The organism is Gemmata sp. SH-PL17 (assembly GCF_001610855.1).
Lineage (GTDB): Bacteria > Planctomycetota > Planctomycetia > Gemmatales > Gemmataceae > Gemmata > Gemmata massiliana.
Map to the genome: position 1 here is coordinate 7,444,357 of NZ_CP011271.1, position 26,725 is coordinate 7,471,081.

Below are 26,725 nucleotides of genomic sequence, written 5' to 3' on the forward strand. Positions count from 1 at the left end.
GGGGAGAGGTTCTTCGCCGGCCCTACTCCCCTTTCCCCTCAGAGACTGGATCAGGTCGCTTTCGCCTCGCCCTTCGGGTGGTCGATCTTCCACTGTTTCTCGGCGGCGTCGTAGTGCTCGTGATAGAACTTCCGCAGCACATCGGGCGTGGGGACGTGCCCCTCGCACACCGCCTCGAAGTAGAAGCACAGCGCGCGACCGAGTGCATACGTCGAAGCCGCCGCCACCGTCGCGCCCACCGCGGAGCCGACGACGGGGATGAACTTCACCGCCTGTCGCACAAGTTGGCGCGAGATCATCCCCACGCCGATCGCGGCGACCAGTTCCCGCAACCGCTCCGGAGTCATCGGCTGACCGTAAATCTGGCCGATGTGGTGCGCCATCCGCGCCTGAATGCCCGGCAAGAGCACCATGTCCACGAACGGTACCGGCACCGCCCCCGCGGTCCCGGCCAGTGACGTGTACCCCAGAATGATCGGCTCCGCGTGGCGCTGGTGCGCATCCTTGAGGGCGTCGGTCGCGTCTTTGAGGCGCAGGAGCGTCTGTCTATAGGCAGACGGCAGCACCTTCAGGAGCGCCTGTTTCAGCGACTCGCCACCGTAGTTCGGTTCGGCGAACCCGTCCTCGGATTTGGTGAGATCGACGGGAACGCACAAATCGAACAGCCCCACGAACGCTCGCTTATGTTCCTCGATGCACTCGCGCAGGTGTTCCGGAACGCCTTCCGGCACAGGCGCGTTGGGGTCCGCAGTCATCGCGCCGAACGGGTACGGCTCGGGGTGCGCTTGCCTCGGGATCGCTTCGTGGAGGCACGTCACCACGAGCACCACCGGGCGCGAACGGTTCACCTCGCGCACGCGCTCGAGTGCGTGGCGCACGTTTCCCTGTGCGAAATCGGTCGCCTTCGCGGTCACGATGACAACGTGCGCCTTCGGGTCGAACGCGGCGATGTCTTCCGTGGGATCGTACCCCGGCTCATCGACGCCGCGCGTGTCGAGAAAATTGAGTAGCGGCGCGTCGGGCGTGGGAAACTGGTAAAGGCGGGAGGTTTTGGTACACGGGCGGAACCCGGACCCGATCGCGGCGTCCTCGGCCCCGGTCAGGTAGCGGATGAGCGACGTCTTGCCGGACTGTGTTTTGCCGAGTAGCCAAAACGTCGGGGCCGGGGTTTTTGCGCGCGCAGCCGAAAGTGCCGCCTCGACGTCCGGCGGCGGGCTGGCGTCACCGGTCACCGTCCGTTTCACCGCATCCCAGAACCGGCTCATAGTTCCTCCGCTCCGACCGGACGCAATTCCGGGCCGGTCTCGCTCGCACTTGACCCGCTCTCGTTCCCACGCTATTAACCCGCGGTCATCTTACCCGGAGCCACGTGTGGTGTACGCGCTATGGATAGCGGGTTCGCGAACCTAAAGTTGTTCGCGGTCGAATCTTCGGACTCGGCCGAACATGCCACCCCGCTCCCGATCCCGGTAGCGCCGGTTCCACTGGCCGCACCGGACCCGCACGTGGCCGCGACCCACGAACTGATCCGCCCGCACACGGTCCGTTCGACCCGGCACGGGTGCGAGCCGTATTCAGCGGCGTGGTTCGATGAGTTAGAGCAAAAAAGATACCAGCGGCACGGGCACTGGCTGCCCCGCGCACTGGAGTTCGGCCGGCACCCCGGCGAATCGCTCCTTGTCCTCGGGTGCGGGCTCGGTACCGACGCGGCGCACTACGCCCGAACCGGTACGAACGTGACCGTTGCGACCGCCCCGGATGAACACGCGCAGTTGATCCAGGACAACTTTGCCCGGCACGGCCTGACGGCCGACTTCGTTGCGCTGACGGGCGTGCGATTGCCGTTCGCCGACGGTGCGTTCGACGTGGTGACGTGGAACGCGCTCTACGACCCGACCGAACCGGCCCCGTTTCGCGTCGACGAACTGTTCCGCGTGCTGAAGCCCGGCGGAAAGGTGATCGGGCTGTTCCCGGCGCGGTACGACACCGCGTTCTGGCAGAACATCCTGCTCCCGCTCCAACGCATCTACTGGCAGTGCCCGCCAGCCCCCTCGACCGCTCCTAAAACTACTGCACACGAGTTGCGGCGCGTATTCGCTCGGTTCGCAGAGCACCGCGTGATGAAGCGTCACCTGCGCCGCGGGGAACTCCCGCACATTTGGCGCATCATGCCGCTCATTTTCCTCGAACGGCTCATTGGTCGCGTGTTGGTGCTGAAAGCCAAGAAGCCCATTCTCGCTGCGCGCTTACAGTTGAACCAAGTGGATTTGGGCCGCATAGCGGCTTGAGACCCCACTCGTTCGTTTGGGCGACCGGCCGACGTAAGCCGGCCGGCGCCCGTAACTCCGGTTCACTCTTACTCACTTCAGGACGGGTACGAACTTCACGCAGACGCACTTGCTCAGCCCCACGGTGGTGCCGGTCTCTTTGGCCCCGCCGGTCTTCGCGTCGAGTTCCCACACGCCCACTTTTCCGCCGTCCTGACTGGCGATCAGCATCCACTTGCCCGAAGGATCGATGTTGAAGTTGCGCGGGATCTTGATGTCGCCCGTGATGTGCCCGGCCGCCGTCAACTTGTGATCCTCGTTCACCTTGAATACCGCGATGCTGTTGTGCCCGCGGTTCGAGACGTACACGAACTTACCGTCCGAGGACAGGATGCACTCGGCGGTGGAGTTGCCCGGTGTCGCCTTCGGGAGTGTCGAGAGCGACTGGACCACCTTGCCCTCTTTGATCACATTCACGGTCGAATCGAGTTCCCCGCACACGTAGGCGAAGAGCGGATCGGCCGAGAGCGCGATGTGGCGCGGGCCGCTTCCGGCGGGGGTCACGACGTCGTCCTTCTCGACCTCGATCACCCCCTTCGCCGGGTCGATCTGGAACACCTTGACGCGGTCGATGCCGAGGTCCACCGTCGCCAGTCGGTTGCCGTCCAGGAACGCGCAGCAGTGCGCGTGCGGCCCCTCCTGGCGCCCCTTGTCGGTACTGCTCCCCTTGTGCTGCACGAACCCGAGCCGCTTGCCGAGTTTGCCGTCCTCGCCCACCGCGAACACGCAGGTGCTCCCGCCGCCGTAGTTCGCGACCGCGGCGAAGGCCCCGTTCGGGCTGATGGTGATGTGGCACGGGCCGCTCCCGCCGCTCTTGTCCTCGTTCAGCTTCTTCAGCGCGCCGGTCCCGGCGTCGATCGCGAACGCGACCACCGGGCCGCCGTCCTTTCCACCGCCCTCGCCGACCGCGTAGAGGAACTTTTTGTTGGGGTGGACCGCGATGAACGACGGGCTGTCCATTTCGGCCGCGAGTTCCGGCTCGGTCAGCTTGCCGGTCGCGTCGTTGAACCGCGCCCGGTAAACGCCCTTGCTGTCCTTTTCACCTTTGCCCGTGTAGACACCGAGATACACCCAGTGGTCGGCGGCCGGCGCCACGGACCCGATCGCGGCGAACGCGGCCACGAGTGCGATGCGCGAGAACGACATGGAGAGTCTCCTATGAGCCAGCGAGGAACCCGTCCCCCATTGGGGAAGCGGGTTGATGATAATGACCGCGGTTCCAATCAGGTAACGAAAAGCGCGCCTTCTCGACGTGGAGTAAAACCGTGATGCGCCGCGCCCGCGGCGTATTGCGCGAGCGCCCGGATCTAGTGAGAAATGCTAAAGAGGAGCTACTGCGATTTGGCGCGTTCTTGGGCCTGTTCCCACTCTTCTTGTTCCTGGCGCAGGCGCTCGTCCATCTCGTCGAGTTCGGCGGTGCGCCGGTGCATCGCGAGTTCCGCCCGGTAGAGTTCGTCGGCCCGGCGGTCCAGTTCGGTCCGCTCTTCGGCCAGCGCCGCGCGCCGGGATTCGATCTGGTCGAGGGTCGTTCGCAGTTCCGTGGTGCGCCGGTCGATGTCCGCGGCACGGGCCTCGGACCGGCTCATGCGCGACTCGCGCGCCATCTGCTCCGCCTCACGCGCGATGAGGTCGGATTCTCTCGTGGTCACCAGCGCTTCGCGGCGCGCGAGGTCCTCGGCGGTTTTGGCGAGCGCCCCCTGTTGCCGGTGCAGTTCCAGTTTGCGCTGCATCGTCACCGCCTCGAACTGGCTCTCCGCTTCGGCCAGTTCCGCGCGGCGCGCGTGGAGTTCGGAGAGCCGGGCCGCGACGTACTGCGAAAAGCGCTCGGCCTCTTCCGCCATGTAATCGCCGGTGTAAATCGGCTCTTCGGCCGGGCGCGGGGAGGGGGCGGACGGTGCGACCGCGTGGACCGGCGCCACGCTCGCATTACCCGGCACTACCGCGGCGGGGGTGACCGAGGTAACGTGTTCCGCCGGCGGGTGCGATCCGCTGTCCACCCAGATGGGGAACGAGTCGTCCGGGGCCGGAACCGAACGGCTCCGGATCTCGTCGAGCGACACAACGGTCTGGCAGTTCGGGCAGACTACGGTCTGCAAGTCGCCGAGGCCCTCGGGCAGGCGACCGCGGAACCCGCAACCAGGACAGTTCACGATCAAATTCATGGCACGAATCAAGCCGGGCGACTGGGAGGTGGCACTACGACGAGACGAATTGATGATTCCCAGATCGTTGTGCCATATTCTTTGTGCGGGTGGACCCCGCCAGTTTTGAGATTCTAGCTTACCCCGAACCGGGAAGCCAGTTCCAATGTCGGGGCGCTGGGCCGCGGGCGCGTAGAATATCGGCACCCTTGGAACGAGTTCGGAGAACTCTATGTTGCGACCCATTTCCGCACTCGCGGTCGGACTACTGGTGCTGACGGCCGCTTTCGGCGCCGATCAGCCCCCCGTGCCGCCGAAATCGGTACCCGCGCCGCTCGAAGTGACCACGGAACGGAACGTGGTCTACGACACCATCGAAAAGGAAAAACTGTACCTCGACGTCGCCGCGCCCAAGGAGGGCGGGCCGTACCCGTGCGTCGTGCTGTTGCACGGCGGCGCGTGGACCGGCGGGAGCCGCAAAGACCTGTCGGTCGGCGATAAGGGCAAGGACGGGAAGGTCGGCCCGAGCCTGATCGAGGCGGTCGCGGCGCGCGGGTACGTGGTCGCGTCGGTCGGCTACCGGCTCGCGCCCAAGCACCCGTTCCCGGCACAGATCCAGGACGCGCGCGCCGCGGTGCGGTTCCTGCGCGCCAACGCGAAGACCTACCACATCGCTCCGGACAAGTTCGCCGCGGGCGGGTTCTCGGCCGGCGGGCACCTCGCGCTACTGCTCGGACTCGCCGACAAAGTGGACGGCTGGGACGCGGGCGGGAACACCGACCAGAGTTCCCGCGTCCAGTGCGTGGTGGACTTCTTCGGCCCCACGGACCTGGCGCTGTACAACACCGAGGCGATTCAGGACTCGTACCTCGTCCCGGTGTTCGGGAAGAGCGCGAAGACCGACAAAGAGGTGTTCAAGAGGGCCTCGCCGATCACCTACGCCTCGAAGACCGCGCCGCCGGTCCTGATGTTCCACGGCACGTTCGACCTCGTCGTCCCGGTGGGCCACTCGGAGGCGCTCCACAAGAAACTCCAAGACGCCGGCGTGCCGTCCGAACTCGTGACCGTGTTCGGCGAGGGGCACGGGTGGAACGGGCGCACGTTCACGAAGACTTTCAACACCGCGCTCACGTTCCTCGACACGCACTTGAAGGGGAAGGACCAAAAGTGAAGACCCGCTCCGCGCTCCGCACTCCGCACCTGGTGTTCCGTACTTCGCGCGCGGGGAACTGGCGCCCGCCCGCCCGCCTCGTGCGGTACGCGCTCTTTGCACTCGTCGCGGGCGCGCTGGTGCTCCCACTGTTCGCGCACGGGTGCCACGGCGACGACGTCGATCACGAGCCCGCGTTCTTCCCGTTCCGAATCAACGGGGACGATTGATTTTTGAAGCACCGCAGTTAAGGCGAATTTTGACAGGATTAACAGGATCAACACGATTTAAAGGCATCCCGGCCCGGGTCTTTATCCCGTAAATCCTGTCGATCCTGTCAAATTGCTCTTCGATGAGCAAACAGCAACCGCTCTCAACGAAAGTCGAATGACGCGCAGACGGAAGCGCGATCGCCCCGCGGGAGCCACTGTTCCCGCGGGGCGATCGTGCTTCCCAGTATCCGCCCGCTCAGTCCTTCTTCGGGATCGGCATCGGGATGACGTTGTCGAAGACCGATGGGGTGTTCACCGCGGCGCGGGTGCCGTGCTGGTCCTCGCTCACGTTCACCTTCATCGAGGTGAGTAGCCGCTTCGTGGCGATCAGTGCGGGGTCGTCCGGCCCGTCGAACTGGCCGACCGTGACGAGGCTCGCGCTGTGGGTGTGGAGCACGAACGCTTCGAGGTTGAGCGCCTGCCCGCCGCGCCCGTCCGCTCCGCCCGGCCCCTTCATGGCGCGCAGCGCCTTCGCCAGCGACTCGGCCTGTTCCGCACCGGCCGCGAGCGCGTCCGCGCCCTTGCTGAGCCCCATCTTCCGCATCATGCTCGTGTCGGAGTCCTTGTTCACGATCTCCACCGGCGCGGTGAACGACTTCACCGCCAGCGTCCACCCCTTCGTCGCCTTCAGCAGGTTGTACGGTTGGCCCTCGTTGAGTTTCACGATGAACGGATCGAGCTTCCGCGGCCCCTGCTGCTGCGTGGCCCGCGGGACCGACGGGTTCGGCACCACGAACGCGGTCGTGTAAGGATTGAGGATCGCGGCCCCGGCCGTTCGATCGTCGCGCCCGTTACTCATGATCTTGTCGACCAGCACGTCGTTCTTCGGCGCCGGCCACGTCTTCAGCTTCGCGAGCGCTTTCTGTGCGTCGGCCTCGGTCTGGAACCCGCCGACCAGCACACCGATCTGGTCGCGGTGGTTGTGCGTCATGATGTGCAGCGTGTTGTCCGGCGCCAGAAACTCCATGTTCTGGAGCTTGCTCTTTTGCTGCTGGATCCGGATCTGTTCGGCGTAGGCCGTGGCCTTCTGCCGGGCCGCCGCGATCTGCCGCGCTTCGGCCTTGCGCTCCTCCGAGATGTACTCGTACAGCCACGCCCCGACCCGGTACGTCTGACGAATGTCCGCGGCCAGCGCCTCGGCGAGTTCGCGCGCGCTCACCCCCTTGTCCTCGACCGCGTCGCGCGACCCCTTCGCGGGGCGCACGTAGCTCTTCACCATGATGAAGTACGCGCCGTGCTCCGGCTTGATGAGCCACTCGTGATTGGCCGGGATCGCGGTTTTGATCTCAACGTTCGCCGGGAGCGGTTCGGGGCGCGGAATGGCTGCGTAATCGACCGGTTGAACCCCGCTCGACGGGGGAACGTAAGCGCCCCCTGAGACCGAGGGCGCGGTCTTGGTGCCGCCGAGCTGCGGGGCCGCGGTGCCCGGTCCGACCGGGGTCAAACCGCCCGGGAGGGGCGCGGGTTGTGTTCGCGGCGCCGCAACCGGCAGCCCGACCGGGGCCGCGCCGGGGGCGCGCTCCGACGCAAATTGCGCCGTCCCCGCACTGCCCGTGAACAAAGCCAGACCGACCCCCAACAGCGCCTTCTTGCGCATGAACTTCCCCCCGTGCATGCGGACCGGTGCGAACTGTTTTGTGTTTGAGTGCGGGGGAAATACCGTCGCGCCGCGGGCGACGCCAGAGGAAAAGTGCCAAAATCTCTCAAGTACGACCGCGCGCCGGCGAAATGCAGAACGCCGCTCCGCCGTCGGGGTCGCCGGTAGGGGCGGTAACAGGGAACTTTCCACGGTTCAGCTCAGGGGCGTAGAATTGGCAACGCTCCCTTGTCCGCTCGTGAGGTCGCCACATGCGCCGCCCCCCTTGTGCCCTGCTCCTACTTGCGTTACTCGCGCCGGCTGCGCCCGCCCAGCCGAAGCCCGACCCCGCACCACAGCAGGCGGACGCGGGTACGTCGGTGTACCAGAAGGTGGTGCGCTCGACGGTGTGGGTCCACTCCGATCGGGGCGGCGGGAAGTTCGCGACCGGCACCGGGTCGCTCGTGGATAAGGGGCGGCGGCTCGTTCTCACCAACTATCACGTGGTGGGCGACGTGAAGACCGCGACCGTGTACTTCCCGGAATTCGAGGGGCGCGAGGGTAAGAAGACGATCTCGGAGCGAAAGTATTACACCGACCGTTCCGGTAAGCTCGGTATTTCGGGCGAGGTGCTCGAACTCGATAAGCAGGCCGATCTCGCGCTGGTCCGCATCGATCGCGTTCCCGAAGGCGCGACGGAACTGCCGCTCGCGCCCGAAAGCCCGGACCCGGGGCAGTCGGTCCACTCCATCGGCAACCCGGGCAAGAGCGGCGCGCTGTGGGTGTACACGCCGGGCAAGGTGCGGCAGGTGTACACCAAGAAGTGGAAGGCGAAGCTCGACGAGCGGAACACCGTCTCCTTCGAGGCGAAGGTGATCGAAACCGATTCGCCCACCAACCCGGGCGACAGCGGCGGTCCGCTCGTCAACGACAAGGGCGAACTCATTGGCGTCACGCAGGGCGGCGCGCTCGACGCGCAATCGATCAGCATCTTCGTCGATCTGTCCGAAGTGAAGCGGCTCATCAACCGGCGCTCGGTCCAGTTGCTCCGCGCGGGCGCCGCGACTCAACAACCCAAAGACCCGCCCAAGGCGCCGCGCGAGAAACCCCTGGAGAGCAAGGACGACGGCAAATTCTTCGGCGATGCCGCGTGGAAGCGGGTCGCGCCCACCGCGGAAAAGCTGCTCAAAGAGAAGAACACCGATTTCCTCGTCGAGACGTACATGACCCCGCCGAAGGGCGACGCGGACAAGATCGCCGCGATGAAACCGGCCGAGCGCGAAAAATTCTTCAAGGAACTGGTGGAAGCCCGGGTGAAGGAACTCAAGTTCCAGGGCGTATATGTGCTCGTGAGCAAGAAGCCGGCCACGCTGTACGTGGAGATCTCGAATCCGAAGGACTTCCCCTCCGGGCTCGCGACCAAACTCAAGACCACGCTGATCGCGAGCTTTAAAGAGAGTAAGTTCGACGAGGGGCTGACGAAGGTGATCGACATGACCCTCGAAGCCAAAGGTCTGGGAGAAAAGAAGTGACTGTGAGCGCCGGGCCGCACGGACTGATGCTGTGCGACGATCTGATTTTTTTCAGCCGCGTATCGGGCGCGGCGCGTGCGGCCGGGTTGACCGTGCGTATGGTGCGCACGCCGGCCGATCTCCTCGCCACAGCGCGCGTTGCTGCGCCGGGCGGGGTCATTCTGGACGTTCACAACCCGGGGCTCGATCTCCCCGGGCTACTTGCAGAACTGAAAGCGGCGTGCGAAGTGATGCCGCGCGTGACGGCTTACGGGTCACACGTCGAGGCAGACGTGCTGCGGGCCGCCCGGCAAGCGGGGTGCGATCGCGTGCTCCCGCGCAGCCAGTTCGTCAAGGAGCTGGAAGGGCAGATCGGGTCGTGGTTGGGTTCGTGAACCCCAGATCGCCCACGCCTTTCGGTTCACTTTCTCTTCTTTCGGATGCCACGCACCATTTGCCACAAGCCACTGAGCCTCGCCCGGAGCCCACGGGCGTGCGTCAGTCGAATCAGCCCGTGAAGGAGGTCGATGGTCGCGGGGTCGGGGTTTGCGGCGTCGTCGAGGTGCGGGCGGAACGTTCCTTTGTGGACTGTCACCACTTGCGGTACGGTCATCGCCAGTAGCCCCTCCGGTCCCTGCGTGACGCCCCACCCGCTCGCCCCGCGCCCGCCGAACGGCGTCGCCGGGTGCGCCGTTGGCGCAAGCACATCATTAATGACAACGCTCCCCGACGGCACGCGCGCCGCGAACTCTTGCGCCGCAGCAACGTCGGCCGAGAAGACGGACGCGGACAGGCCGAACGGCGACTGGTTCGCCATCGCGAGCGCCTCTTCCACCGTGTCGAACGGAATCACGGCCGCGACCGGTGCGAAGCACGCCTCGCGACAAATGGCCGCGTCCGCGGGGGTGTTGAGAAGGAGGGTGGGGGCGAGGGCGGAACCTACCCCCCCGTCCCCCCTCCCTGAAGGGAAGGGGGTGGAAAACAACCCCTCCCCAACCCCTCCCCTAAACGGAGAGGGGCTTAAAACCATCGCAGATGATTTCGCATCTATTGTATTTGGTTCTGTTCCCCCTTCCTTCTTAGGGAAGGGGGTTAGGGGGTTAGGTTCGCCCAGCACACTCGCCCCGCGCTTCATCGCGTCCTGAATGAGCCGGTCGGCCTGTGTGCGTTGCGACTCCATCACCAAGTTCATCGGCACCGCGCGATCGGCCAACGGCTTGAGCGCGGCCACGAGCGCAGCGTACTTTGCCCGCTGAACGAAGACGCGGCGCACCGCGACACACGTCTGCCCACGATTGAGCGTCAGCCCGAACCACACGCCCTTCGCGGCCAACTCGATGTCGGCATCGGCGAGCACGAACATCGCGTCGCACCCCGAGAGTTCGAGCGTACTGGGGATAAGGCGCTCGCCGAGCCGGGCCGCGAGCTTCCGCCCGACCGTATCGGAACCGGTGAAGACCATGTAATCGACGTCGGTTTCGGTCAGTTGCGGGCCGGCCTCGCGCGTGTGGGGGAGCGTTTGCAGCAAATCGGGCGGGAAGCCCGCGTCGCAGAAGAGTTGGTGAATGACCTTCGTCGTGCGCGGGGTGTTCTCGCTCGGCTTCCACAGAACCGCGTTGCCCGCGACGAGCGCGAACGCGATCTGGCCGACGTTCAAATGGACCGGATAGTTCCACGTACCGATAATACCGACCACACCCCACGGTCGGTAGTGGATCGCGTCGCGGCAGCCCATTAGCCACACCGGACGGTCCCAACTCGATACGCGCCGCGGAGAGAGAATTCGGGCCGCGCGCTTTTCCAAGAACTTCAGCGCGGCAGTGCAGGGGAGAATCTCGCTCCCGATGATCTCGATCGCGGGCCGGGCGATGTCGGCGTGAATGGCCGCACTGATATCGGCGACGCGCTCGACGAGGAGCGCACGCAGGTTGCGCACGAGCCGCAACCGATCGCGCACACTGCGTTTGACCCAAGACTCTTGAGCGCGCCGGGCGAGAGCCAGTTCCGTCGTGAAGGGTGTCATGTCGACAGGATACGGCGCAGCAAACGACCGGGGCGAGTGGGTCGGCGCCTCCAGCATCAAAAGCTGAAGGCCGCCAACTCACTCGCCCCGGTCGGTCAGAAGCGACCGCTTACTGCGCAAGCTTCTTGACTTCTTCTTCGATGGCAGCGATGCCGCTGTTGCGCTTGACCACCTTGCCGTCCTTGCCCGCCACGAACACGTAGGGCGGGGCCAGGATGCCGTAGGTCGCGGCCAGCGCGCTGCGGTCCAGCCCACCCTCGGCGAAGAGGTGCGTACCGGGCAAGCCCGAGGTCTTGATCGCTTCCGTGGCCTGCTTCGCGTCGTGGTCCAGGCTCACCGTGACCACCACCAGCCCCTTCTTCTCGTAATCCTTCACGAGCGCCTGGAGCTTCTTGGCGTCTTCGGCGAGCGAGTCGCTCCAGCTCGCCCAGTAGTAGACCACCACGACCTTGCCGGGTTGGGCGGCGCTGAACGTCTGGTTCGTGCCGAGCACCTGGCCCGTGAGTTCGAGCGGCTTGCCCTCGCTGTCGAGGCGCTTCAGCGCCCCGGCGCCCTTCGCGCCCTGCGGGGTGTCCGCGTAGTTCTTCACGAGCGTCTCGTAGACGGTCCGGGCCTTGGTCTCGGCGTCCTTCGCGCCGGAGTGCTCCTGGGCCATCGCCAGGCGCCAGTGCGCTTCGGGCGCGTCCGCGCTCTGCGGGAACGCTTTCACGAACTCTTCGAGCGCGGCGCGCCACTTGTCCTGGATCGCCGCGAGGTCGCTCCCGTCCGGCTTCATGTTCGCCATCGCCACGCTGTTCTCGGCGTAGAGCAGGCGGTACGCGGCGTAGGACGCGATCGCCGGGTTCATGTTCGGCGCGGCGTAGGTCTTCTTGAACTGGTCCAGGCGGGCGAGGTGCTTGTTCCCGGGCTTGTCGTTCTCGGCGGCCGCGGCGTGGCTGTCGAGCAGCATCTTGGCCCACGTTTCCTTTTTGTCTTCCGGCAGGCGCTCGTGAATCTGTTCGAGCAGCTCGGCGCGCTTCGAGTTGAACTCGTACATCGCGGCCGGGGTCGGCGGGTTCGGCACGTTTTGGTCGAACTTGTTGAGCCTCTCGACCAGCGGCCGGACCTCTTCCGGCACGACCGGGCCGTCTGGTGTGCTCCCGCCTTGTGGCGCGGCGCCCGCCGAGGGGCCGTCCACGAGCTTCCACGCCTTCCCGATCAGGATCAGTTCGCCGGTCTGGAGCGCCTGCCCCTTCCCGCCGTCCTCGACCAGAATGGTGCCGTTCTTGTACGCGGTGTAGTCCTGGCGCCCGCCGAACGAATCGGCCGCGCGCGTGTTCGGGATCCCGTACTCGACGTGGACCCACTTCGCCTTGTCGGTCAGCTTGAGCGCGGTGGCCGTTTCGCCCACGCGCTTGGCGGCACCGGCGGTCCGGGCCGCGATCTTGTCCGCGTCCGCGGACGGGAGCCCGAGCGCTGTCAGATTCTCCTTCGTCACCAATAAGGCCTCGATCCGCTTCGGGTCGCGCGTGGTGACCGCCTGGACGAGTTCCTGGCTCGCCTCCTCGGGCGAGATCACGACCCAGTCGTCGATCACCCCGTCGCGGTTGCGGTCCAGCCCCCACTTGGTCCCGTTCGGCCCGAGCCAGCGGAACTGGAACGGTTCCTTCGGGTCCGGTGGGTAGACCTCGCGGTAGGCCTCGACCCCGTCCACAAAGTAAACAACGATGTTGAAGGTCTTGTCGTCGTAACTGACGAACTGGCGCACCGGTTTGCCGTCCGGCCCGGTGATAATCGAGCCCACCGACTTGCCCGGTTTGTCACCCGGGATCGGCGCCACTTTACACTGGGCAGCCGCCGGCGTGGGCACGTTCACGCCGGGCTGCCGTGGGGCCTGTTTGAACGCCCAATCGACCGTTACCGGCGCCGGGTCCGCGCGCCCGGTCGAGCCGAACCCGACTAACAACGTAAGTGCGGCGAGGGTCTTCACCGTCACGTGCGAAGTCGTCATCCTTGACTCCTATGGAAAAGGCGCGCCCGGCGCGACCCGCGGCGCATCCGTCACAACTGGTTTCGGCAGATTGCGGTAGCCGGGTTGACACTTGAGTGAAAAAGAATGGGTAAAGCGGCACCGGCCCTGAACGGCCGGTACGGGCCGGCCGGCGTACAACAGCGGGAACGCTCACCGGCCGGTTCGCCCCGGCCGTTCGCCTTTTGGAGGTTCCGAAATGTCGGCCGAAACGCTCGAATTCAAAGCAGAGCTGAAGCAACTCCTGCACCTCATCACGCACTCGCTGTATTCGGACCGTGAGATCTTCCTGCGCGAACTGATCTCGAACGCCTCTGACGCGATCAACAAGGTACGGTTCGACGCACTCGCCAACGCGGACAAACTGGAAGGCAACACCGACTGGAAGATCAAGCTCACCCCGGACGCGACCGCCAAGACGCTCACGATCTCCGACAACGGCATCGGGATGTCGCGCCAGGACGTGATCGACAACCTGGGCACCGTGGCGCAGTCGGGGACGAAGGCGTTCCTCGAAGCCGCGAAGCGCGCGGGCAAAACCGGCGAAACGCCGGGGCTGATCGGCCAGTTCGGGGTCGGGTTCTATTCCGCGTTCATGGTCGCCGACAAAGTGACCGTCGTGACGCGCGCGGCCGGCTCCCCGACGGACGGCACGCGGTGGGAGTCCGACGGCCAGGGGAGCTACACGTTCGAAGCGTGCGAGAAGCCGACCCGCGGCACCGACGTGATCCTGCACCTCAAGGACGACACCAAGGACTTCCTCGACACTTGGCGCCTCCGCCAGCTCGTGCGGAAGTTCTCCGACTTCCTCGAACACCCCGTCGTGATGGACGTGGAGAAGGAGGTCGAAGAGGGCAAGAAGGAGACGACCGAGGAAACGCTCAACTCGCGCAAGGCGATCTGGCTCCGCAGTAAAAGTGAAGTAAAGCCCGAAGAATACGAAGAGTTTTACAAGTCACTCGCGCACGACACCGATGCGCCCGCGGACGTGATCCACTACGCGGCCGAGGGCAAAACCGAGTTCAAGGTGCTGTGCTTCGTCCCGGGGCACAAGCCGTTCGGCTTCGACTACGAGGAGCCGGTCGCGGGGCTGCGGCTGTACGTACAGCGCGTGCTCATCATGGACCGGTGCGAGCAGGTGCTCCCGGTGTACCTGCGGTTCGTGAAGGGCGTGGTCGATTCCGCCGACCTGCCGCTGAACGTCTCGCGCGAGCTGCTCCAACAGAACCCGCTGCTCGACGTGATTCAGAAGAGCGTCGTGAAGAACGTCCTCGAATCGCTGGCCGGCACGAAGAACGTTGAACCGGACAAGTACCTCACTTTCTACAAGAGCTTCGGCACGGTCCTGAAAGAAGGGCTGACGCGCGACTGGAGCAACCGCGAGAAGATCGCGGACCTGCTCCTGTTCGAGAGCGCGAACACCGAGGCGGGCAAGTTCACCACGTTCGCCGAGTACGTCGAGAAGATGCCCGCTGAGCAAACGGAAATCGCGTACCTGATCGGTGAATCGGCCGAGCAGCTCCGGCACTCGCCGTACCTCGAAGCGTTCCGCGCGAAGGGACAGGACGTGCTCCTGCTCACGGACCCGATCGACGAGTTCGCGATCCCGCAACTCGGCGAATACAAGGGCAAGAAGCTCGTTGCGGCCGACCGCGGGGAGGCTACCGGCGTGGGCGAGGTTCCGGCCGGTGACAAGGAACGGTTCGCAGCGCTGCTGACCGTTCTCAAGGAAAAGGTGCCCGACGTGGCCGACGTGCGACTCACGAACCGGCTCACGGAGAGCGCGGCGTGCCTCGTGGCCGAGGCCCACGGCGTGTCCGCTCACATGGAGCGCTTGATGGAACGCATGGGGCGCGATTCGGGAACACCAAAGCGCGTTTTGGAACTCAATCCGAAACACCCCACCCTCGAAGCGCTCCGCGTGCTACACGAAAAGAACGCCGTCGACCCGCGCCTCGACGGGTACGCGCGCCTGCTTTACGAGCAAGCTGTGATCGCGGAGGGGTCAAAAGTGACCGATCCGGTCGCATTTGCGAAGCGGGTGAACGACCTGATCGTGCGTGACGCGCAAGTATCAGGGGCGTAGTTGTTTATTTTCTGGCAGATGTTCAGATTAAGTAACACGCCCCCGACCAAGTGCCCGTTTCGCGCCCATTTCCGCTTGTCACACGAGCGCCGGCGCTGAGTGGACACTTGGTCGGTTCTGCGGCCTAATTTCAGCCCCGAGGTCGCGCCGGGGCGCACTTTCGGCACTGTTTTCGCAACCCCTCAAATCGAAGAGTCCGTTACCCGGTCTGATTTCGGCCCGGATATAATGGACGAGAGCGAATCGGGCAGACCCTGTCCGCCGATGCTTGCTCAATGACAGGGAGTGTCCGCCTCGCCGTGAATTTAGTACACGGAGAGGAACGCCTAGTCCGCGTAACAAGTCTCTCGGTTCGCGCCCATCTTCATTCTTTCGCCCGACGCGGAACGCCCAGCAGATCCCGGTTTTCCTAGACCATTTTTCAATGGATCTGGGGGTTCGTGTTCTACAGTTCCGCTACATCGGAGTTCAGCACCAATTGCGGGGCAAGGATATGACGCTCACCCTCCTCACGCTCAGCGGTATCTCGCTCGGCCTCACAGCCGTGTACGTTCTGACCGCGAAGTCCAAAGAAGCTGTTCTCGCCGGTGAAAACACGGCCGTCGGTCTTGCCGACCCGTCCGCCGACACGCTGGCCACCGGGCACCGCTCGGAGCCGGTTGTTCAAAACGACTGGCAACTCACCACCGTCGGCGCGTTGAGCGAGGCGGAAGAGATGCTGGACATGCTGGAGTACCAGGGGTACTCGGAGCGCGAACTGGTCGTGCTCGGGAACTCGTGCTTCGCCGTCCGCTGGCGCTAAGTTGCCAAATTGAAACGATCTCAAACAGGACGGGCCGCGAGTACCAACTCGCGGCCCGTCCTGTTTTGCTGTGCGCTACACCAATCAAGCAGCAGCCTTCTGCGCAATTCACCCGCTTCTCGGTTCGGTCGTGTGGTCCGCGAGCGGAGCGAGCGATTGGCTTCCTGAGCGAGCACTTGCTCGAATACCCTGGAGCCCAAGCACCGCTCGCGGAGCGAGCGGATTACACTACCAAACCCGAATTCGCGTTCTCACGCGGTGGGCTGCGCGGACGGAGGAGCCTCTGGTTCCACGCCTCCCTTTCGGGAACCGACCCAAAGCAGAAACGCCCCAAGCAAACCGAACATCACAACCGAAACGATCTTTGCCCATTCCACTTCGTCCGGCTTCCACTCCCGTTTGCCCTTATCGTTCACTTCGCTGAACAAGTGGAAACCGAGGTTAATAGCCTGGTTAAACTGATCCGGCAGGAACGTAAAGAACGCCACAATCAGACCGCACAGCGTTCCCCCAGCGATGAACCCGCTCGCGAGGAGTACCCCGGGGCTGGTTTCGGACTCGGCCTCAGATTTCGCTTTACCACGTACCTTATCGGCCACTAACCGCAGCATCCCTCCAATGAAGATGGGCATGCTCGATGCGAGCGACAGGTACATCCCCACCGCGACCGGCAGAGCGGAGACACCGCACAATTCCAGTGTGATGGCAATGAGTGCCCCGGCGATGATGAGCGACCACTCCAGTGTACCGCCCAGAATTCCCGAGATGATGTTGGCGAACAGGCGCGGCTGCGGAGCGGTGAACTCCTTTGGAGCGTCCTCGCCGTTGTCCATCTTCTTCTCTTCGCGCGCGATCGGTTCGTCCGTGCGGTACACCGGCTTACCGTCCGATGTCACGAGGTACCGACCCGGCTTCAGCTTGTCGTGCTCGCCTCCTCGCGCGTGAACGACGCGGTACTCTTTCGTGTCGAGGAGATCCCCCGAATCGTAAGGGCGCCCCGGTTTCTCGGTCGGTGCGTCCTCCGGCACGACCAGCTTCGCATCGGCCGGGATACTGTTCTTCGTGTAGTGAACCCCGGCACTGTTCAGCGCCAGCATCGTCAACCCGATGACCAGCGCCGACGTAACCGCACCAATGAGAATGGCCCACTGCTGTTTCGACGGCGTGGCCCCGACGAGGTACCCGGTCTTCAGGTCTTGCGACGTGGTCCCACCGTTCGAGGACGCGATACACACGACCGCTGCGACCGTCAGGGCCGTGAGCATCGCCGACGGACCGGTACGGCCGAGAATCAAAAAGATCAGGCAGACGAGCAAGAGCGTGGCAATGGTCATACCGGAGATCGGGTTCGACGAGCTACCCACCTCGCCCGTGAGTCGACTAGAGACGGTCACAAAGAGGAACCCGAACAGCAGAATCATCCCCGCGCCGACGATACCCTGGAAACTCAATCCCAGGCCGAGTTGCGGAACCAGCGCGAGTATCAACACGAGCACTATGCTGCCCCACAAGACCACGGTCATCGGCATGTCGCGTTCAGTTCGAGGTGCGCCCACCCCGGTCCCCGTTGCTGACCGCGCGGCCCGCATGTCACGCAACCCGGCGACGATCGAGCCGATGATGAGCGGGAGTGCCCGGCACATACTAATGATGCCCCCGGCCGCAACTGCGCCGGCACCGATGTAACGCAGGTACTTGGCCCGTAAACCGTCCGGGTCCATGTTGCGGATCAGCCCGGGGTTCTTCGAGTCTTTTGGTTTCTCGTCGTCCCACGCGGCTGGCGCGACCGGTTCGTTCAGCTTCTCACCGAACGTCGCGATGAGCGGCCCGAGGACGAAGTACGACATCACCGCGCCGGCCATCATCAGCGCCGCGATCCGCGGGCCGATCAGGAACCCCACCCCGAGCAGTTCCGGTGACAGTTCACCGCTCACTTGCCCACCCTTCAGCCCGGTTTTTACTCCGGTCGCCTCGTCCGTGACGTACAGCTTCGCCGACGGTTCCGACGACCACAGTTTCGTTGCCGCGGTGAGGAACTTGTGTACCAGAGCGACGCCGAACCCGATGAACACCATCTTCGCGGTCGCGCCGCCCTTCTCGCCGGCAACCAGTACCTCGGCGCACGCGGTTCCTTCGGGGTAGATCAGCTTGCCGTGCTGCTTCACGATGAACGCCCGGCGCAGCGGGATCATCATCAGGATACCGAGAACTGCCCCGAGAACGGACACCGTCATCACGCGAACCGGGTCCATCTCGAACCCGAGGATCAGTAGCGCCGGCATCGTCACGCCGACACCGAACGCGATGCTCTCACCGGCGCTGCCGGTGGTCTGAACGACGTTGTTTTCGAGGATCGTCGTTTTGCGAACCTTGAACGCATTCGAGAACGCGCGGAACAGTGTGATCGACAGCACCGCGATGGGCACCGACGCGGACACCGTCAGCCCGACCTTGAGCACCAGATACAGTGACGATGCGCCGAAGATGATGCCGAGCACGATACCGGTTAATACCGCCGGCCAAGTGAGTTCTGGTGGCGCTTCGGCGGCGGGTATGAATGGTTGATGCGGTGGCGTTTCCGGCGCACCACTGGGAACGTTCTCTGACGACATAAGTTGGCCCGTGCGAGTACGGTTCTGTGGCGGAGAGTTGAGCCACAGCTTACGGGCACGGGTGCGCGAAGTGAAGAAGTCAAGAAACCAAAACGCGAGCGGCGCGGGTTCGCCCACTGCGAACCCGCGCCGCGCTGTTCATCAATAAACGAACTGATATTTCTGTGTGCCGACGGCATCAGTTACCGGCATCGGTCGCGATCGGCGCCGCGTTCGGGGCGGGCGGAACGGCCGTGCCCACGCTGCTCTGAGCGATCGCGTTCTGGAGCGCGCGGCGCATCAGATCCTGAATAAACGACGCGGTCACGCGGTCGGTCCGGTCGGCGGGGTTTTGCAGCACGCTATCGGTCATGGGTCCACCCTAATAATGCAGTCGCACGAACCTAGAGCGCGTTCGCTCCGCGGGTGCGAAAATTCGATCGCCAATTAATATGTCGAAGCTTGTCGTTCGTTTTTGTTCGCTCCACTCCCAATACTGTGAAAGAGATCATACCCCACGTAAGGTTCGCGCGCATGTCGGTTGTGTGAAAGATGTTCTCAATTGCCGAGAGGCGTAGAATACAGGCGACACTTCCTCTCCGGTGGACACGATGAAACACGTGCGAATCGGCAACGGCTGCGGGTTCTGGGGCGACAATCTCGACGCCCCGGTGCGTCTCGCGAACACGGGACGGCTCGATTATCTGACGCTCGAGTACCTCGCCGAACTCACGATGTCGATCCTCGCCGTCCAGAAGGCGAAGGACGCGAGCGCCGGGTTCGCGACGGACTTCATCGACGTCCTCGGTCGGCTCGCCCCCGCGCTCCAGGCGCAACCGCGTCTGAAGATCGTTACCAACGCGGGCGGCATGAATCCGCGGGCGTGCGCGATTCAGGCGAAACAAGTCATCGCAAAAGCCGGGATCGAGAAGCGAATCGCGGTAGTGAGCGGTGACGACCTGCTCCCGCGGCTCGACGAACTACTCGCCAGCGGTCACCCACTTAATCACCTCGACACCGGTGAACCGCTCTCCTCGATCCGCGACAAAGTGGTAAGCGCGAACGCCTACTTGGGCGCACGCCCAATCACAGACGCGCTGAAGCAGGGTGCGGAGATCGTCATCACGGGGCGCGTCGCGGACGCATCGCTCACGGTCGGCCCGGCGGCACATGAATTCGGCTGGGGATTCGGTCCGGCGGACCTGGACCGGCTTGCAAGCGGAACGGTCGCGGGGCACCTGATCGAATGCGGTGCGCAGGCCACCGGCGGGCTGTGGATCAACGCGGACGAATCGACGCACCTCGAAAACGTCGGCTACCCGATCGCGGAGATCCACGAAGACGGTACGTTCACGATCTCAAAGTCCGAGGGCACCGGCGGTGCGGTGAACGTCGAAACGGTGTCGGAACAGCTCCTCTACGAAGTGGCCGATCCCGCGCGGTATTTCACACCCGACGTCGTCGCCGATTTCACCACTGTGAAATTAACGCAGACGAAGCCCGACGTGGTACACGTGACCGGCGGTACCGCGAACGGGCTAACGGACACGTACAAGGTGTCGATCGCGTACCGCGACGGGTTCATGTCGGCCGGCACGCTGGTCATCGCGGGTCCGAACGCCGCAGCAAAGGCCCGGCGCTCCGGAGCGGTCCTGCTCGAAAAGCTGAAGCAGGCCGGGTTCACCTTCGCCGAGAGTCGCATCGAAGCGCTGGGCGCGGGCGATTGCGTGCCGGGAGTGGTCACCGCAACCGCCGATCCACCAGAGGTCGTGCTCCGCGTGGCCGTGCGCGACCCGAGGAAGGCCGCCGTCGAGCGCTTCACGAAGGAGTTCGCGCCGCTCGTCACGTCCGGGTTCCCTGGGACGACGGGTTACACCACGGGCCGCCCGCCCGTGCGCGAAGTGTTCGCCTATTGGCCCGCGCTCGTGGCGAAGTCGGCCGTAACACCGGTCGTGGAGGTGGTGTGATGGCGCAGGTTCCACTTTCGCAGATCGCCCACGGGCGCAGCGGCGACAAGGGTAATCATTCAAATATCGCCGTGATCGCGTACACCGACGCGGGGTTCGCGTGGCTGCGCGCGAACCTCACGGCCGAGGTCGTGGCCGCGTACTTTCAGCCGCTCGGAGCGACCCGCGTGGAACGCTTCGAGGCCGCGAATGTGCGGGGCTTCAACTTCATGCTGTACGATGCCCTCGCGGGCGGCGCGAGTCGGTCACTGCGCATTGACACGCAGGGCAAAACGCTCGCGGTCGCGCTCCTGCGGATGATGGTGGCGTGGGAAGAACCGACGTCCTGACGGGAACGGGGAGAATCCATGTCCGACATCGTGCAGTACGCGCATCGCGGTTCCGCAGCGGTCATCACGATCAATCGCCCCGACAAGCGCAACGCCCTGTCGCGCGCGCTGATCGCGGCGCTGAACGATGCCTTCCGGCGCGCGGCCGAGGACACCGCCGCCCGAAGTGTGATCCTCACCGGAACCGGCGCGGCGTTCTGCGCGGGGATGGACCTCGACGAACTGCGCGGAACGCTCGGCGCTGATAGTGACAAGGTCTGGGACGACGCGGCGAAGCTCTCGGCGCTGTACGAACTGATTTACACGCTCCCGAAACCTACCATTGCGGCCGTGAACGGCGCCGCGGTCGCGGGCGGTGCGGGGCTCGTAACCGTGTGCGATCTTGCGGTGAGCACGCCCGATGCGAAGTTTGGGTATCCGGAAGTGCGCCGCGGACTGGTCGCCGCGATGGTGATGCCGCACCTACTGCGACACGTTGGCGAGCGCACGGCCCGGTGGCTCCTCCTTACGGGGGAACTCATTGATGGACTTTCGGCCCTGCGCGTGGGGCTGGTGAATCAGGTAGCATCGGCGGAAAACTTGCTCACGGTGGCCGGTGAATGGGCGAAGTCACTCGCCGAAGGTGGTCCCAAGGCACTCGCGACCACGAAGGAACTGCTGGGCCGCTGCTCGCGCCAGTCGGTGGGCGTCGACGACCTCGCGAAAGCGAGCGCCGAACCGCGCCTCACCGACGAGTGCCGCCACGGACTGACCGCGTTCTTCGACAAAAAGCCGGCTCCGTGGATTCCCGAAGCAAGGTAAGAAACGCGCCGCGGATGACGCAGATAAGCACAGATCAATCCAAGAAATGATTCTTGATCCGTGTTTATCTGTGTCATCCGTGGCTGGATTTCTCTTATGAACCCAATTGTCGGCATCGGCGAAGTGCTGTGGGACGTATACCCGGGCGGCCGAAAGGTGGCCGGCGGGGCACCGTTCAACTTCGCGTTCCACTGCCACCAACTCGGCCACGACTCGGTCATCGTGTCGCGCGTCGGCACCGACGACCTCGGGCGCGAATTGCGCGAGCGCGTTCGGGCGCTCGGCCTTTCGGACGAGTACATCCAGACCGATCCCGATCACCCGACCGGCACGGTTCAGGTGGCGCTCGATGCCAACAAGGTTCCGACGTACACGATCACGGAATATGTCGCGTGGGACTACATCGGGTGGGACGAGAAGCTCGAATCGCTCCTGAAGACGGCCCGTGCCGCGTGCTTCGGCACGCTCGCGCAACGGTTCGGTACACCGGTTCCCGTTCACCGATTCGCGGAAGGGCTGCACCAGCGAGAACAGTTAGGGCTGGTCGTGTTCGATGTGAATTTGCGAGGTCGGTACTTCACAGAAGAAATACTGCGATGGGGAATCGCCATGAGCGATTGGATCAAAATCAACTCGGATGAACTTTCTGTACTCAGCGACTTGCTGGAATTTCAATCGTTGTCCGACACCGTAAGTTCGGCCAAATCGTTGGGTAGCGGGGTGGCGATTCTGACTCGCGGCGAGTTGGGGTGCGAGGTCTATCGGCAGTGGGAAGAAAAAGACAGCGACGGTGATCCGCTTTACTCCAGAGAAACTTTCACCGAACCCGGCGTGTCCGCGAAGGTCGTTGATACTGTGGGAGCGGGCGACGCATTCACGGCTGCGATGGTGTGCTTGCACCTGGAGGGGCGCCCGCTTCGCGAGTGTGCGAAATTCGCCACGCACTACGCAGCCCGTGTGTGCGAGTACCCGGGCGGGACGCCGAAAATCGATCGCGCCGAAGTGGAACGCGCTGCGGGGCTGAAATGATTAAGCCACCCAACTGGCGCCCGCCGACACTCACGACCGAGCGCCTCACGCTGCGGGCGTTCACCGAAGACGACGCGCGACCGCTCTTCGAGCACGCCCGGAACCCGAACGTGGCGCGGTTCACGCTCTGGGACGCGCACCGCACCGTCGCGGACACGATGCTGTTCCTCCGCGACTACGCGGTACTGCGGTACCTCGAAGGAATGCCCGAACCCTACGCCATTACCGTTCCCCCGGACCCACACCCCATCGGCGCGTGCGGGTGCTTCTGGGCCGCGAAACTGCACCAGACGATGGAACTCGGTTACTGGATCGCGGAACCGTTTTGGGGGAAGGGGTATGTTGTCGAGGCGTGCCGGGCGGTGCTGGATCACGTGTTCGCCGAGTACGAACCGGAGCGGGTGCAGGCCCGCGTCATCGACGGCAACACCGCGAGCGAGCGCGTGCTGACGAAGCTCGGCTTCCGCCACGAAGGGGTGTTCCGCCACGCGCTCCTACGACGCGGGAACTTCGAGGACGTGCGAATGTACTCGGTTCTCCGCGATGAATGGGCGGTCACCAAGAGCACACCCGGTTGATTGGGGCACTCTCGGTGACCGACATTCCGTTACGAGCTACTTCCCGCCGACTTTACCCTTCCAGGCCAGCTCCGCCTTACCGGTCTTGGGGTCAATGAGGTACGTGTACGCCATCTTCTGGAGCGGGACTTCGCTCCCGCCCAACCGCTCGGTCGGGGAGATCAACAGAACGAGTTTATCGCCCGCGGGGATCAGTTGAAGACCGGAAACACCCGGTCCCGCGTTGAGAACCCCTGGTAAAAACTCGCCACTGATTTTCGCGGCCGTCACGACCGCACCTTGAGCGTTAATCGCCTGAAGTTCAGCAACGCCCTCACGGCCCAAGTCGCTCTTCAATCCGTAGATCACGTCGTCCTTCGCGTGGTACGCGAGCACCTGAGCGGGCTTTTCGGCCAGCGCCTCCCACTTGCCCGTTTTCGGGGTGTAAGAGTACAGGTAACCGCCCCCGCCTGAAGTCGCGAGCAGCACCCGCTCGCGCTTGGTGTCGAACGTGACGTCCGCCGGCCAACTGATTTCGGGCACCTGCAACCCCGTATCGATCACTACGGCTTTCTTTTTCTCCATGTCGATCGCGCCGAGCGCGTGACGGTGAATGCCGTAGTACTTCTTGCCCACCGGGTCGTAGGTGATGCGGGAGACGTCCTTCGGGAGCGCGAGGAGCGTGTCTGTCTTCGGTCCCGTCAGTGTGAACTCGCCGAACGAGCGCGTCACTTCGTGCGGCATGGCACCTGGGGCGCTGTGGTGCGCCTGGAACGTCAACTTCGGGAGCTTCTCGGCCGCGACCGGCACCGGGTAATCGATCGAGAGTCGGGCGTCCGTCTGCGTCTGATTTACCTCGATGTAATCGTCGGCTTTGGCGCCATATACCCCGGTAAAGCTCGTGAGCTTCCGCCCCGTCATACCGTCCAACGCTTCGACCAATGCTCGAAAGTTCGGCGTGTCGAACTTGTACGCATAAAATGGGAGTGCGGCGTTCTTTACGCCATTAAATGCCTCGATCACCTCGACTTTCTCCGGAAGCCCCTTGACCGCCGAGCGCTTGTACCCGCCGAGAATTACCTTCTCCACGATGGTGTCTTTGTCGATCGCTACCTCCCAGGTGACCGGGGCGTAGGACGTAAGAACGAGCGTGACCTTCTTTCCGGGGCGCTGGACCAGCACTTGGGCCTTGCCCCCGTGGATCTTTCCCTCGCTCTTGGTGTACCCTTCGTAGATGCCGACGGCGTGCAGTTCGCGATCCTTGTCGTCCTTCGCTCGGGCGGGCGGATCGCCTTTGGGCTTGTCCTCGGCGCCGACCGGCGTGTGCGGCACGCCGGCAAGAGTCGCGAGCCAGACAATGGGCAACACAAGCAAACAACGAGTGAGCACGGCAATACTCCCGTTAGACCGGAAGACCGAAATGGGCTATCAGCGACGCACGCGACATAATACCAACGAGATGGTTACATCCGCACTCATTTCTTTGCGAGATATAAAGGTGGCGATTTAATATTGACAGAACGTGCGGCCGTTTTCACGCACTTAGATCCACAGCAGAATCAACGAACAAGATACGAATCGCGCTGAAATGGCAAGCGAGTGGTGTTTAGGTGACCGGCCCGTGTGAGCTGGCGGTTTCGGGCGAGCGACCGGTGTAAGCCGGCCGGTGTCGAGCGCAATTCCGCGAAGACAATTGGACAGGATTAACTGGATTCAGATCAGTTAGGGACGAGACTCAAAGTGCGTGGTTTCTGGATCGTGTAAATCCTGTCAAAAGCTCTTCGCTGTTCTCACCGGCTGGCTTGCACCGGCCGTTCGCCCGAAACCGCCGGCTCATACCGGTTACAGCACTGCTTTGATCGTCATCGTGAACGTGCTGCCCTTGCCGAGTTCGCTCGCGACGGTGATCTGGCCGCCCATCGCGGCGCAGAGCTTCTGACTGATCGCCAGCCCCAGACCGGTGCCGCCGAACTTGCGCCCGGCGGACGAATCGACCTGCGTGAACGCCTGGAACAGCCGGCCGATCTGCTCCGGCGACATCCCGATCCCGGTGTCCGACACCGACACGCGGACCGAGTCCACGCCGGCCACCGGCTCGCGCCGGGCGGTCACCGTCACGGTGCCGTCCTTCGTGAACTTGCACGCATTGCCCACGAGGTTCAGCACGCACTGCCGGATGCGCGTCGGGTCGCCCATCGCGCGCCCCAAATCCGGCGGGCAGTCCACTTCGATCCGGTTGTTGTTCTTCTTCGCCAGCGGTTCCACCGACAGGATCAGGTCGCCGATCAAACTCGCCGGCGCATAGGGGTCGTTCGCGATTTCCAGTTTGCCCGCCTCGATCTTCGAGAAATCGAGGATGTCGTTGATGAGCGCGAGCAGGTGCTGGCCCGCGGAGTGGACCTGCTGGAGGTCGGCCGTGTACTGCGGCAGGTTGTCCATCGCGGCCTGTTCGAGCAGCATTTCCGAATAGCCGATGATGGTGGTGAGCGGCGTGCGGAGTTCGTGACTCACCATCGCGAGGAACCCGCTCTTGGTGCGGTCGGCCTCTTCCGCCGCGTCCTTCGCCACACGCAGCCGGTTGGCCTCGTCGTCCTGTTCCAGGCGCTGTAATCCGGCGCCCACAGCGGTCGCGAGCAACTGGACGACTTGGGCTTCGAGTGGCCCGATTTCGCGCCCGCGTGCGCGCTGCATCCGGTTGCCGTAAATCACGCCGATCACGTTGTCCTTCGAGTCGAAGAACGGCGACACCACGACCCCTTGCACCCCCACGAGGCTCTCGCCGCCGCCGGCCGCCGCCGCGCCCACGTAGAAGGTGCGCTTGCCCGTGAGCGCCTGGGCCAGGAGCGCGTGACTGAACGCCCGGGCGGGCTGGTTGTCGTCCTTCACCACTTGGGCCACCACGCGCCAGGCGTCGCGCTCCTTGAGGAGCACGATGCCCGTGTCCAGCCCGATGTGTGAAACGAGCGCGTCGGCCGCCTGCTTGTAGAACGCATCGCGCTCGCCGGCCTTCTGCACGTTCACGACCGTTTCGAGCCAGCCGACGATCTCCTCGGGCTTCGCGGCCTCGCTCCGGTCGATGAGCGCCGGCTGCGTACCGGACCCGGCGCGCGCGGGCGCCGCGATGGTCTTCAGCACGTTCACCGAGACCGGCTCGGAGTCGCCGGAGTCCACGTCGACGACCGTTTCGCCGACGGCCAGGCGCACCGGGAGCAGGTAGTCGCACTCGGCGCCGGGGTTCAGCACGGCGTGGTTGTCCACCGTGATCGGCGCCTTCGTGCTGAGGTTCAGCACCTTCACCTTGCGGCCCGGCAGTTCCTCAATGTGAATGTGGTCGCGCGAGACGAAGGCGTCGCGCACCACGACCCGCGCCGACCCCGACCGCGCCGGCCCGCGCCCGAGTTCGAGCGGGCCGCTGTTGTGCGTGAGTTGCTGCGTTTCGAGCTTGTTCGCGACCGTGAGCGTAATCATGAGGGTGTTCCGAAGAACCGGGCATCCTGCCCGCTATCCGATGAACTCCGCTCGCGAGAGCGGCTGGTGGCAATGACAAGGCAGCAA

Annotated in this window: 22 protein-coding genes; 12 read left to right on the forward strand and 10 right to left on the reverse strand. The window is 64.3% G+C overall.

The window, feature by feature from the left end; translation table 11 throughout:
- Positions 1–50 precede the first annotated feature (50 nt).
- On the reverse strand, positions 51–1,265 hold the full coding sequence (locus VT84_RS30875; RefSeq protein ID WP_239465505.1) for a YcjF family protein: 1,215 nt from the start codon (positions 1,263–1,265) through the stop codon (positions 51–53).
- 120 nt (positions 1,266–1,385) lie between these two features.
- Between VT84_RS30875 and VT84_RS30880 the strand changes: the two genes are divergently transcribed.
- Entirely contained in the window at positions 1,386–2,288 is a 903-nt protein-coding gene (locus VT84_RS30880; RefSeq protein ID WP_082842225.1) for a class I SAM-dependent methyltransferase, read from the forward strand.
- 72 nt (positions 2,289–2,360) lie between these two features.
- Here the strand turns inward: VT84_RS30880 and VT84_RS30885 are convergent, their stop codons facing one another.
- Complete coding sequence (locus VT84_RS30885; protein ID WP_082842226.1) at positions 2,361–3,473, reverse strand: lactonase family protein; 1,113 nt, start codon at positions 3,471–3,473, stop codon at positions 2,361–2,363.
- Positions 3,474–3,658: 185 nt separating this feature from the next.
- A complete protein-coding gene (locus VT84_RS30890; RefSeq protein WP_157470020.1) occupies positions 3,659–4,477 on the reverse strand; it encodes a hypothetical protein in 819 nt (272 codons plus the stop codon).
- 223 nt (positions 4,478–4,700) lie between these two features.
- Here VT84_RS30890 and VT84_RS30895 point away from each other — a divergent pair, with 223 nt between their 5' ends.
- Together VT84_RS30895 and VT84_RS30900 are read left to right on the forward strand one after the other, a co-directional pair.
- Entirely contained in the window at positions 4,701–5,639 is a 939-nt protein-coding gene (locus VT84_RS30895) for an alpha/beta hydrolase (RefSeq protein ID WP_052557014.1), read from the forward strand.
- Positions 5,636–5,848, forward strand: coding sequence for a hypothetical protein (locus VT84_RS30900; protein ID WP_052557017.1), 213 nt, complete (start codon positions 5,636–5,638; stop codon positions 5,846–5,848). The genes VT84_RS30895 and VT84_RS30900 overlap by 4 nt, the downstream gene beginning before the upstream one ends.
- A gap of 238 nt (positions 5,849–6,086) precedes the next feature.
- On the opposite strand, the gene VT84_RS30905 is transcribed toward VT84_RS30900, so the two are convergent.
- Positions 6,087–7,487: a hypothetical protein gene (locus tag VT84_RS30905; RefSeq protein ID WP_052557019.1), complete on the reverse strand. Its 1,401-nt coding sequence runs from the start codon at positions 7,485–7,487 to the stop codon at positions 6,087–6,089.
- Positions 7,488–7,738: 251 nt separating this feature from the next.
- Between VT84_RS30905 and VT84_RS30910 the strand changes: the two genes are divergently transcribed.
- Positions 7,739–8,998 (forward strand): serine protease, encoded by a 1,260-nt coding sequence (locus VT84_RS30910; RefSeq protein WP_082842227.1) that lies wholly within the window; start codon positions 7,739–7,741, stop codon positions 8,996–8,998.
- A complete protein-coding gene (locus VT84_RS30915; protein WP_082842228.1) occupies positions 8,995–9,372 on the forward strand; it encodes a hypothetical protein in 378 nt (125 codons plus the stop codon). Before VT84_RS30910 ends, VT84_RS30915 begins: the two co-directional genes overlap by 4 nt.
- Positions 9,373–9,398: 26 nt before the next feature.
- Here the strand turns inward: VT84_RS30915 and VT84_RS30920 are convergent, their stop codons facing one another.
- Together VT84_RS30920 and VT84_RS30925 are read right to left on the reverse strand one after the other, a co-directional pair.
- Positions 9,399–11,000 carry an aldehyde dehydrogenase family protein gene (locus tag VT84_RS30920; RefSeq protein ID WP_162271896.1) on the reverse strand — a complete coding sequence of 534 codons (1,602 nt, stop codon included), beginning with the start codon at positions 10,998–11,000 and terminating at the stop codon, positions 9,399–9,401.
- A 109-nt stretch (positions 11,001–11,109) separates the two neighbouring features.
- Complete coding sequence (locus VT84_RS30925) at positions 11,110–12,990, reverse strand: thioredoxin-like domain-containing protein (RefSeq protein WP_082842230.1); 1,881 nt, start codon at positions 12,988–12,990, stop codon at positions 11,110–11,112.
- Positions 12,991–13,207: 217 nt separating this feature from the next.
- On the opposite strand from VT84_RS30925, the gene htpG reads away from it, so the two are divergent.
- Together htpG and VT84_RS30935 are read left to right on the forward strand one after the other, a co-directional pair.
- Entirely contained in the window at positions 13,208–15,094 is a 1,887-nt protein-coding gene (htpG, locus tag VT84_RS30930) for a molecular chaperone HtpG (protein ID WP_082842231.1), read from the forward strand.
- A 493-nt stretch (positions 15,095–15,587) separates the two neighbouring features.
- Entirely contained in the window at positions 15,588–15,896 is a 309-nt protein-coding gene (locus VT84_RS30935; RefSeq protein ID WP_082842232.1) for a hypothetical protein, read from the forward strand.
- A gap of 251 nt (positions 15,897–16,147) precedes the next feature.
- On the opposite strand, the gene VT84_RS30940 is transcribed toward VT84_RS30935, so the two are convergent.
- Together VT84_RS30940 and VT84_RS39120 are read right to left on the reverse strand one after the other, a co-directional pair.
- Positions 16,148–18,508, reverse strand: a complete 2,361-nt coding sequence (locus VT84_RS30940; protein ID WP_082842233.1) for an OPT family oligopeptide transporter — start codon at positions 18,506–18,508, stop codon at positions 16,148–16,150.
- A gap of 178 nt (positions 18,509–18,686) precedes the next feature.
- Positions 18,687–18,860 (reverse strand): hypothetical protein, encoded by a 174-nt coding sequence (locus tag VT84_RS39120; RefSeq protein WP_157470022.1) that lies wholly within the window; start codon positions 18,858–18,860, stop codon positions 18,687–18,689.
- Between the two features lie 238 nt (positions 18,861–19,098).
- Here VT84_RS39120 and VT84_RS30945 point away from each other — a divergent pair, with 238 nt between their 5' ends.
- The 5 genes from VT84_RS30945 (at position 19,099) to VT84_RS30965 (ending at position 23,191) form a co-directional block, all read left to right on the forward strand.
- Positions 19,099–20,454, forward strand: a complete 1,356-nt coding sequence (locus VT84_RS30945) for an acyclic terpene utilization AtuA family protein (RefSeq protein ID WP_082842234.1) — start codon at positions 19,099–19,101, stop codon at positions 20,452–20,454.
- Complete coding sequence (locus VT84_RS30950) at positions 20,454–20,783, forward strand: hypothetical protein (RefSeq protein ID WP_052557052.1); 330 nt, start codon at positions 20,454–20,456, stop codon at positions 20,781–20,783. The genes VT84_RS30945 and VT84_RS30950 overlap by 1 nt, the downstream gene beginning before the upstream one ends.
- An 18-nt stretch (positions 20,784–20,801) precedes the next feature.
- On the forward strand, positions 20,802–21,584 hold the full coding sequence (locus VT84_RS30955; RefSeq protein WP_082842235.1) for an enoyl-CoA hydratase-related protein: 783 nt from the start codon (positions 20,802–20,804) through the stop codon (positions 21,582–21,584).
- A 96-nt stretch (positions 21,585–21,680) separates the two neighbouring features.
- On the forward strand, positions 21,681–22,613 hold the full coding sequence (locus VT84_RS30960) for a carbohydrate kinase family protein (protein ID WP_082842236.1): 933 nt from the start codon (positions 21,681–21,683) through the stop codon (positions 22,611–22,613).
- A complete protein-coding gene (locus VT84_RS30965) occupies positions 22,610–23,191 on the forward strand; it encodes a GNAT family N-acetyltransferase (RefSeq protein WP_082842237.1) in 582 nt (193 codons plus the stop codon). Before VT84_RS30960 ends, VT84_RS30965 begins: the two co-directional genes overlap by 4 nt.
- Positions 23,192–23,227: 36 nt before the next feature.
- On the opposite strand, the gene VT84_RS30970 is transcribed toward VT84_RS30965, so the two are convergent.
- Both VT84_RS30970 and VT84_RS30975 read right to left on the reverse strand, forming a co-directional pair.
- Positions 23,228–24,559, reverse strand: a complete 1,332-nt coding sequence (locus VT84_RS30970) for a hypothetical protein (protein ID WP_157470024.1) — start codon at positions 24,557–24,559, stop codon at positions 23,228–23,230.
- 453 nt (positions 24,560–25,012) lie between these two features.
- The gene (locus VT84_RS30975; protein WP_082842239.1) at positions 25,013–26,638 is read right to left on the reverse strand and encodes a sensor histidine kinase; all 1,626 of its coding nucleotides are present in this window, start codon (positions 26,636–26,638) and stop codon (positions 25,013–25,015) included.
- Positions 26,639–26,725 lie beyond the last annotated feature (87 nt).

What these genes read in the sequence shown, in the direction of transcription:
- VT84_RS30920 (WP_162271896.1), bottom strand. Translation starts at nt 11,000, where the DNA reads ATGACACCCTTCACGACGGAACTGGCTCTCGCCCGGCGCGCTCAAGAG.
- VT84_RS30965 (WP_082842237.1), top strand. Translation starts at nt 22,610, where the DNA reads ATGATTAAGCCACCCAACTGGCGCCCGCCGACACTCACGACCGAGCGC.
- VT84_RS30910 (WP_082842227.1), top strand. Translation starts at nt 7,739, where the DNA reads ATGCGCCGCCCCCCTTGTGCCCTGCTCCTACTTGCGTTACTCGCGCCG.
- VT84_RS30880 (WP_082842225.1), top strand. Translation starts at nt 1,386, where the DNA reads ATGGATAGCGGGTTCGCGAACCTAAAGTTGTTCGCGGTCGAATCTTCG.
- VT84_RS30895 (WP_052557014.1), top strand. Translation starts at nt 4,701, where the DNA reads ATGTTGCGACCCATTTCCGCACTCGCGGTCGGACTACTGGTGCTGACG.
- VT84_RS30940 (WP_082842233.1), bottom strand. Translation starts at nt 18,508, where the DNA reads ATGTCGTCAGAGAACGTTCCCAGTGGTGCGCCGGAAACGCCACCGCAT.
- VT84_RS30960 (WP_082842236.1), top strand. Translation starts at nt 21,681, where the DNA reads ATGAACCCAATTGTCGGCATCGGCGAAGTGCTGTGGGACGTATACCCG.
- VT84_RS30945 (WP_082842234.1), top strand. Translation starts at nt 19,099, where the DNA reads ATGAAACACGTGCGAATCGGCAACGGCTGCGGGTTCTGGGGCGACAAT.
- VT84_RS30975 (WP_082842239.1), bottom strand. Translation starts at nt 26,638, where the DNA reads ATGATTACGCTCACGGTCGCGAACAAGCTCGAAACGCAGCAACTCACG.
- htpG (WP_082842231.1), top strand. Translation starts at nt 13,208, where the DNA reads ATGTCGGCCGAAACGCTCGAATTCAAAGCAGAGCTGAAGCAACTCCTG.
- VT84_RS30925 (WP_082842230.1), bottom strand. Translation starts at nt 12,990, where the DNA reads ATGACGACTTCGCACGTGACGGTGAAGACCCTCGCCGCACTTACGTTG.
- VT84_RS30955 (WP_082842235.1), top strand. Translation starts at nt 20,802, where the DNA reads ATGTCCGACATCGTGCAGTACGCGCATCGCGGTTCCGCAGCGGTCATC.
- VT84_RS39120 (WP_157470022.1), bottom strand. Translation starts at nt 18,860, where the DNA reads ATGACCGATAGCGTGCTGCAAAACCCCGCCGACCGGACCGACCGCGTG.
- VT84_RS30875 (WP_239465505.1), bottom strand. Translation starts at nt 1,265, where the DNA reads ATGAGCCGGTTCTGGGATGCGGTGAAACGGACGGTGACCGGTGACGCC.
- VT84_RS30905 (WP_052557019.1), bottom strand. Translation starts at nt 7,487, where the DNA reads ATGCGCAAGAAGGCGCTGTTGGGGGTCGGTCTGGCTTTGTTCACGGGC.
- VT84_RS30950 (WP_052557052.1), top strand. Translation starts at nt 20,454, where the DNA reads ATGGCGCAGGTTCCACTTTCGCAGATCGCCCACGGGCGCAGCGGCGAC.
- VT84_RS30935 (WP_082842232.1), top strand. Translation starts at nt 15,588, where the DNA reads ATGACGCTCACCCTCCTCACGCTCAGCGGTATCTCGCTCGGCCTCACA.
- VT84_RS30885 (WP_082842226.1), bottom strand. Translation starts at nt 3,473, where the DNA reads ATGTCGTTCTCGCGCATCGCACTCGTGGCCGCGTTCGCCGCGATCGGG.